Below are 7,141 nucleotides of genomic sequence, written 5' to 3'. Positions count from 1 at the left end.
CGCCCGGTTTACATTCCGAACCCGGAAGCTAAGCCTTTCAGCGCCGATGGTACTGCAGGGGGGACCCTGTGGGAGAGTAGGACGCCGCCGAACAATCATTGTGGGAAAGCCCCGCACCAACCCGTAAGGGTTCGGTGCGGGGCTTTTCTGCGTTCACGGGCCAGTCGGCCCGATCGAACCTCCTATGGCCTTTCAGTCTTTGCGGTCTTTGCGGACTGCGGCTGCGAGTCCGGCGGTGCATCTTCGCGGGCCGGGCCGGCCGGGCGCCCGCCTGACCGGTGTCCTCGGAGCGAAGGTCCAGTCGCACGCACGGTGTTGCGTCTGGTCGATGCGCTGCCCGAGCCGGCCGTTCCGGCGCCGCGGGTGGTCGGAGTCGACGAGTACGCCACCCGCAAGGGCCGCCGCTACGGCACGCACCGTCCTCGTGGACGTCGAAACCCGTCGTCCGGTCGACCTGCTGCCGGACCGCGAGGTTGCGACTCCGGCCGCGTGGCCGGCCCAGGTCCTCTGCGAGGCCTTCGCCCAGGTCCTCGGACTCGACCACGTCGGCGTCGACGAGAGCTTCTCGGCCCGGGATCGGGGTGGTCTGCCGAGACCGGGCCCCGTTCTTCGGCGAAGGTCCGTACCGAGGTGAACACCCCGATCTGCATGGGCGTCTACGGCCAGCTCAGCGAGGGCCTCCGGGAACAACTGCCGGCGCTGCTGTCCGAGTCGGACACTTCCGGCACCACGAAGTACAACAGGCTGAAGCAGGCAGCGAAGGCCCCGACGTGGTCGCACTTCCGTGCCCAGGCCGAGCACCTTGGGTGGGTGGACGAGCTGGGCGAGACCGGCTGTGGCTCGTCGGCGTCGCCTCGGGGAAGATCACGGACTTCGCCGGTGAGGCGGACGCTGCGGACAGGCCGGGGGGCGTGACCACAGACTGGTGGAGCGTCTCGCGCTCGACGTCATCACCGACAAGGTCCCGTCGAGGAGGAGAAGACCGCGGAATTCAACGCGATGCTCACGAAGGCGGTGATCTTCCACAACGCCCCGGACATCGCCGGGATCGTGCGCCGGCTCCAGGAGGAGGGCTACCTCATCGCCCCCGAGGTCTGGCTCGTAGCTCGGCGTGCCTGACCGGGTACGTCCGCGGCTTCGGCGCGTACTCCACCCATGAGCTCGGCTTCGTGCTCGAGGTGTACGACCCGCGTCTGGACGTCGACTTCAGCCCGCCGCGCGGTGACGCCCCGCCCGCGCCGGACGGCTACGGTCAGGCGGCCTGACCACCCGTGTCATATAGCTGCTTCAGCGGCCACGCGATGCACACACGCCGTTCCATGCCACGCGGAAGGCTTCTGGTACCTGCTCCCTGGTCATCTCGTCGTCGCTTCCGCAGCAACACCCGGCTGCGGCCGGGTCCGCATGCCCCAGCGGGCAAGAGAGGGGCCGGCAGCGCCGAGCATCGCGAAGAACAACGCCAGCAGCAGCCAGCCCGCCGTGCCGAGGCCGAGTACCACCGTGGTGAGGATCGCCGGGGCAAGAGCCTGGCCCGCGTTGAAGCCGAGGCCGAGGGCACCTTGGTACTGGCCCTGGGCATGGTCGGGGGCAAGACCGAACCCCAGGGCGAAGCCCGCCGATGACTCCCAGACCTCTCCCAGGCTATGGACGAAGATCGCGGCCAGGACCAGCCCTGCTGCCGCCCAGACGGGGGCGTACGCGGTCAGCGCCATCATCGGGCAGCTGACGAGGAAGAGCAGTCCCGCAATGCGAAACGCCCTGCCGCCGTCGTACGGGGTCTCGATACGCGAGCCGATCCTGCTCTGCATCAGTACACAGAAGGCGGAATTGACTGCGAACAGCGCGGCCACCGTCCAACGCGGGGTTTCGGTGTGCTCGGAGATCCAGATCGGCAGGAGCAGGGAGACCACCGGGTACTGCAGTCCCATGGCCCCGTAGAGGGCGGTGAACGTCAGGAACGGACGGTCCGCGAAGACGAGCCAGCGCCGCTGCCTCGGCGGCGACGCAGGCACCGGGTAGCGGGGAAGCAGAAGCAGAAGCACCGCGCACAGGGCGAAGCTCGCCGCGTTGCCGAGGATCAGCGTGACATAGGCGCCACGGGTGTCCGCGGCGAGCGCCAGCCCGGCACCCACCGTTCCCAGGACGACGCCCAGGTTGACGAAGGTGCGCAGCTTCGCCCGGAACATGGCCGGTCGTTCACCCCCGACGCGGGCCACCAGAGCCCCCCACGCCGCCCCTCCGACCGCCGCGGCGATCTGGTCGACCGTCGCGATGATCGTGAGCGCGGCCCAGCTCTCGACGAGGACGAGGGCCGCCATCGATACCGCCTGGACCGCGAGGGCCAGCATCATGATCACGCGTGCGCCGCGCCGGTCAGCGAGATGCCCCCCAGGTATCCCCGCGCCCAAGCCGATCACTCCGGCGATGGTGAGCGCGGCGCCGACCTGCACCGCAGGCAGGCCCACGACCAAGGTGAAATAGAGCGCCGACGCGGCGTTGAACAGACCATTGCCGACCCGGTTGACGAAACTGGCGGCGACCAGCACGCGCTCCGGCCCGCTGTCCCCCGCCATCCGTCCTATTCGACCTGCTAAGCCGCCTTTGATCATGGACCGCAGGCTAACAGCGCCGCAGAACCCGCCGCGGTCGTACGAAGGTCGCGTGCTCCAACGGCGACGCAGGCCTCGACGCGTGTTCCATCCCCTGAAGGCCGGTGTCGGCAAACGAACGAATGCCGGGCCCTGGTGCGGCCTCTGACGCGGCCGCTGGTCGTCCGCGGCGAGGTCGTCCGCGGCGAGGTCGTCCGAGGCGAGGTCGTCGGCTCGGAGTCCGGTCCTGGCGGACCACCTCGTTCCCGGATGCCTTCCGGTCGGGCAGCAGGTCGACCGGCCGGTGCGTCTCGACATCTCGCGGAACGATCCCGTAGTAACGGTCCCGTAGTGCCGTCTCTTGTGGGTCCCGGTGCCGCGTCATGCGGTGCGAGCTCCTTCCGTATCTGCTGGAAGAGGGTTGGAGCCCCGGCTCCGTACCCCGCACGAGGGGCTCGCGGGGCTTCGGCCGTCAGCGCGTCCCGTTCCGCCTGGACGAGACGGTCGGATCTCGCACGAAGGTCGAACGCCCTCTCCTGCGCCGAGTGGTCGCACGTTTCCACAGCGCGCGAGGGGCCGCTGCCGAGTCTTCGACGCGGTGGGCGAGCAGCTGGTGATCACGAGGCTCGGGAGGTCACCGTAGGCAGCGCGGGGCCCGCCCCGGGCTTCAGTCCGTCTTCTCGGGTGGGGTGGACCGCGACCCGCGTCGCGCCTGCCACCACACGGTCACGGAGGCGAAGCCTCCGGCGGCGACGAAGAAGCCCACCTTCACCGCCGCCTTGCTGGACAGCCAGGCGGCGGTGAAGGGCATGTGCCAGCCCTGCCACCAGAAGATCGCGCACACGCCCACCGCGGTGAGTACTCCCGCCGCGATCGCCGGCGCCGTCCGCCGCCCGGTCCGCCGCCCCGTCCGCCCGTCCGTCCCGTCCCCCGTGTCACTCGTCATGCTGATCACGCTAGGGGCCCGGGGCGGTGGCCTCCGTACACACGAAGGATGATCGTGTGCGCGACTTTCGTCTCGGGAGACCACCGAGGCTCGAGCCGAAAGTCTCTCCCATGTCGGTTTACCTGGGCGGGAGTTGTGCCTCGCTACCGCCCGAGAGGGGAGCCGCTCGGGCGCCGTCCCAGTTCGTAGGGGAGCGTGGCCGGCCGGCTGCGACCAAGTTCACGGGCCGGCATCCGGAGCGGGCGGCGGCCGGGGCCGCCGGGTCCTCGATCTCCCGCGCCGCCGTGTGGGCGGCCCAGGCGAGGGAGCGTAGAAGCGCGGTTCACGCGCCTCGCCGACGAAGGCCCGGATGTCCTCGATCGCCTCGCGAGGGCGGGGGTCGGAGGGAGCCTTCGTGTCGAAGAGCGGGAGGGCCCGCTCGACGCAATCGGCGGCCCAGAGTCCGAGTGGGTGGCGGTCTGCTTCGCTCGCTGATGGTCATCTTGTCCATCCGCCCCTCACGCGCTGTTTCGGCGTGCGGCGGAGCTGGTGACGGAGCTACGGGGCCTCGTGGAGCCGGGTCAGCAGGGCCACCAGGTGCTGACGCTCGGCAGGGGGGAGCGGCGCGAGGAACTCGGCGTTGGCGGCTTCGGCCAGGGCCGCGCAGCGGGCGAGTACGGCCGTCCCCTCCGGGGTGACGGTGACGGCGTTCTTGCGGCGGTCGTCGGGGTCGGGGGCGCGCAGCACGAGGCCCGCCTCCTGGAGGTGGTTGAGCATGCCGACCATGTCCTTGGGGTCGACGGCGAGCCGGCGGCCCAAGTCGGCCTGGGCGACGGGCCCGTACTCGGCGGTCGCGGCCAGCACCGCGTGGTGCATGAGCTTCAGCCCTTCCGCGGCGATTGCCGCCGCGACCAACTCGCGGCCGCGCGCCGCGACGCGGCCGACGAGCCAGGAGGGCAGGGACTGGATGTGCTGGAGGGCCGAGGTCATGGGCCCACCCTACCGAAAGTCGTTGGACATCCCCACGACTTTGACGTTATCGTTGGGACGTCCAATGAAAATGCTCCGAGGTATTGGGGAGGTCCTGTGCTGCGCATACGCCATGAGGTCGACGGCGGTCCGGAGGTGCTGTCCGCCGAGGAGGTCGACGTACCCACGGCAGGGGCCGGCGAGCTGCTGGTCCGGGTCGAGGCGGTCGGAGTGACCCTGCCGACCGTGCGCAAGGTGCGGGAGGCGCGGGAGGGCGGTGAGCCCGTCTCCCTCGGCGGCGAAGTGGCCGGGACGGTCGTCACCACCGGCCCGGGCGTCACCGGCTACCGCGCCGGGGACCGCGTCACCGGACTGTGTTTCGCCGACGCCTACGCCGAGTACGCCGTGCTCCACACCGCGATGACCTCCCGTATCCCGGACGACGCCGGCGCCGTCGAGGCGGTCGCGCTCGCCCGTAGTGGGCTGGTGGCCCGCGGCGCGTACGAGGCCGCGCGCGTGGAACCCGGCGAATCGGTCCTGGTGACGGCCGCGGCCTCCGCGGTGGGCACGCTCGCCCTGCAGTACGCGAAAGCCGGCGGCGCCGGACGCGTCGTCGCGGCCGTCAGTAGCGCGGACAAGGCGGAGTTCGTCCGCGGCCTGGGCGCCGACGAAGTCGTCCTGTACGGGGACGCCGACTGGAGCGGCCCGTACGACGCGATCCTCGACGGCGTCGGCGGCGACCTGCTCGGCCCCGCCGTACGGTCCCTGGCGACGGGCGGCCGCCTGGTGGCCTTCAGCTCCGGGGGCGGCACGGTCGAGGCGTACGAACTCCTGGTGCGCGGCGCATCGATGATCGGCTTCCAGATACGGGCCATCGCGACCGGCAAGCCCGCACTGTACGAGTGCTGGTTGCGCGAACTCTGGCAGCTGCGGGCGGCGGGCACCCTGCGCACGGTCGTGCACGAGGAGATCCCCCTCGCCGAGGCGGACCGCGCCCACGCGCTCATCGAGCAGCGCCGCAACCTCGGCAAGGTCGTTCTGGTCACCTGAGTGCGGGCCGACCTCTAACCTCGCGGCATGGCGAGATATGCGGATCCAGGACTGGTCGACTGGGTGGAGTCCGGCGGCGGGCCACTGGTGGTGGTGCCGGCCGAGGTGCTGACGCGGTGGGAGGGGGCGGACGGCGAAGGCCCGGAGTCCGACTACGACAGGGCCTGCGCGGTGGTCGGCGACACCGGACTGCTCACGGTGGGCCCGTCCCAGGCGCTGGTGCTGGGGGACGAGCCCGCGTCGACGACGTACCTACCGGAGCACGGGGTCTTCGTGCGCTGGGTGGCGGCCGAGTCGGAGGCGGAGCTGCTGGGCAGCGTCGAAGCGGCGTTGGAGGACGCGGCCTGGGAGGACGGACAGGTCTGGCACGTCCCGGGGCCGGTCGTACTGTTCGACTCCGCCTGGCCCGGCTCCGAGGTGGAGCCCGACAACCACGCACGGGTGGAGCTCACGCCCGGACGCTACGAGGTCCGGTCCGCCCTGGCGCGGCCGAACCTCGACACCGAGTTCCAGCTGGTCCGACTGGTCCAGCTGCTCCCGTTGCCGTAATCGCTCCCGGACGTCCGGACCGCGGCCTACCCTGCGGTCCCTGGATCTGGATGCCGAACTCAACGCTCTGGCAACCCAAGAGGATCTTCCGGCCGACCTGCTGCGCCGCTTGCTGCGGCACCCGGGCGCCCGCCGCTCGGCGGCGCTGCTGCGTGACGAGCCGCCCGGGGTACTGGCTCGCCTGGCGGACGACCCCGATCCGTCCGTGCGGTCCTTCCTCACGATGAACGACCGACTCCCGCCGAAGCACCTGGCCCGCCTGGCCGCCAACCCGGAAGGCAGCGTGCGGTCATGGGTGATCCAGCGGGGCGGGACGTGCCCGACGCGGTGCGCAGGATGCTGCTGACGGACACCGACCCGGATTCCGACGTGCGGGAAGCCGTCGCAGCTCATCCGGACCTGACCACCGGTCTGCGCGACCTCCTGGCGGAAGATCCGGACATGTTCGTCCGCAACGCGATAGCCGCCCGGACGGACACCCCGGCCGACCTCCGGGAGCGGCTCGTGGCAGGCCTGGAACCCGACAGCCCCGTTGCCGAGCGGCTTCGTTCCGTCGCAGCACCCGTACGTGCCCTCCGAGAGCAGCGGTCCTGCCGTCCCTGACCAGGCAAACAGGCCGAAGCTCTGTCGGCGCGGGCCGGCCTCCAGGGGCAGCCCGACAGCAGGTGCTCCGGCCGTTTTGACACTCCCCAGGCCGAGTTGTAGAGTCAAACGGTTGCCTCGAACTGGACAAGTTCGGCAGCCCACCCCCCCCCGAGGAATGCAATTCCGTGTGGGGTGCACTCGATTCTTCAGGAATCCGAAGCCGGGGAAATCCGGTGGAGAACTTCTGATAGAGTCGGAACCGCCGGAAAGGGAAAGCGCGAAAGCGAAAACCTGGAAAGCGCCGAGGAAGTCGGACACGAAAGAGTCTGATAGAGTCGGAAACGCAAGAACAGAACGAAAGCCCGGAGGAAAGCCCGAGAGGGTGAGTACAAAGGAAGCGTCCGTTCCTTGAGAACTCAACAGCGTGCCAAAAATCAACGCCAGAAGTTGATACCCCGTCCACTTCGGTGGATGA

At 70.2% G+C, this 7,141-nt stretch carries 6 protein-coding genes, 1 rRNA gene and 1 pseudogene; 4 read left to right on the top strand and 4 right to left on the bottom strand.

Annotated elements, in window-relative coordinates; translation table 11 throughout:
- Positions 1-93 (top strand): 5S ribosomal RNA (rrf, locus tag BCL76_RS38295); the annotation flags it as partial.
- A 1,262-nt stretch (positions 94-1,355) separates the two neighbouring features.
- Here rrf and BCL76_RS38285 read toward each other — a convergent pair.
- The 4 genes and pseudogenes from BCL76_RS38285 to BCL76_RS38275 all read right to left on the bottom strand — a co-directional run bounded on the left by BCL76_RS38285 (position 1,356) and on the right by BCL76_RS38275 (position 4,503).
- On the bottom strand, positions 1,356-2,609 hold the full coding sequence (locus BCL76_RS38285) for an MFS transporter (RefSeq protein WP_109784110.1): 1,254 nt from the start codon (positions 2,607-2,609) through the stop codon (positions 1,356-1,358).
- A gap of 646 nt (positions 2,610-3,255) precedes the next feature.
- Positions 3,256-3,534, bottom strand: a complete 279-nt coding sequence (locus BCL76_RS38280) for a hypothetical protein (protein WP_146228530.1) — start codon at positions 3,532-3,534, stop codon at positions 3,256-3,258.
- Positions 3,535-3,753: 219 nt separating this feature from the next.
- Positions 3,754-3,942: pseudogene (locus tag BCL76_RS40595) on the bottom strand (hypothetical protein); the annotation flags it as partial.
- A 129-nt stretch (positions 3,943-4,071) separates the two neighbouring features.
- Complete coding sequence (locus BCL76_RS38275; RefSeq protein ID WP_109784108.1) at positions 4,072-4,503, bottom strand: MarR family winged helix-turn-helix transcriptional regulator; 432 nt, start codon at positions 4,501-4,503, stop codon at positions 4,072-4,074.
- Positions 4,504-4,599: 96 nt separating this feature from the next.
- Between BCL76_RS38275 and BCL76_RS38270 the strand changes: the two genes are divergently transcribed.
- From BCL76_RS38270 to BCL76_RS38255, 3 genes are all read left to right on the top strand, one after another.
- A complete protein-coding gene (locus BCL76_RS38270) occupies positions 4,600-5,532 on the top strand; it encodes a quinone oxidoreductase family protein (RefSeq protein ID WP_109784107.1) in 933 nt (310 codons plus the stop codon).
- Between the two features lie 27 nt (positions 5,533-5,559).
- Complete coding sequence (locus BCL76_RS38265) at positions 5,560-6,081, top strand: immunity 21 family protein (RefSeq protein ID WP_109784106.1); 522 nt, start codon at positions 5,560-5,562, stop codon at positions 6,079-6,081.
- Positions 6,082-6,372: 291 nt separating this feature from the next.
- Entirely contained in the window at positions 6,373-6,684 is a 312-nt protein-coding gene (locus BCL76_RS38255) for a hypothetical protein (protein ID WP_146228529.1), read from the top strand.
- Positions 6,685-7,141: the final 457 nt, after the last annotated feature.

The sequence above is a fragment of the Streptomyces sp. CG 926 genome, from assembly GCF_003148825.1.
GTDB lineage: Bacteria > Actinomycetota > Actinomycetes > Streptomycetales > Streptomycetaceae > Streptomyces.
This window is presented reverse-complemented; position numbering and strand designations above follow the sequence as displayed.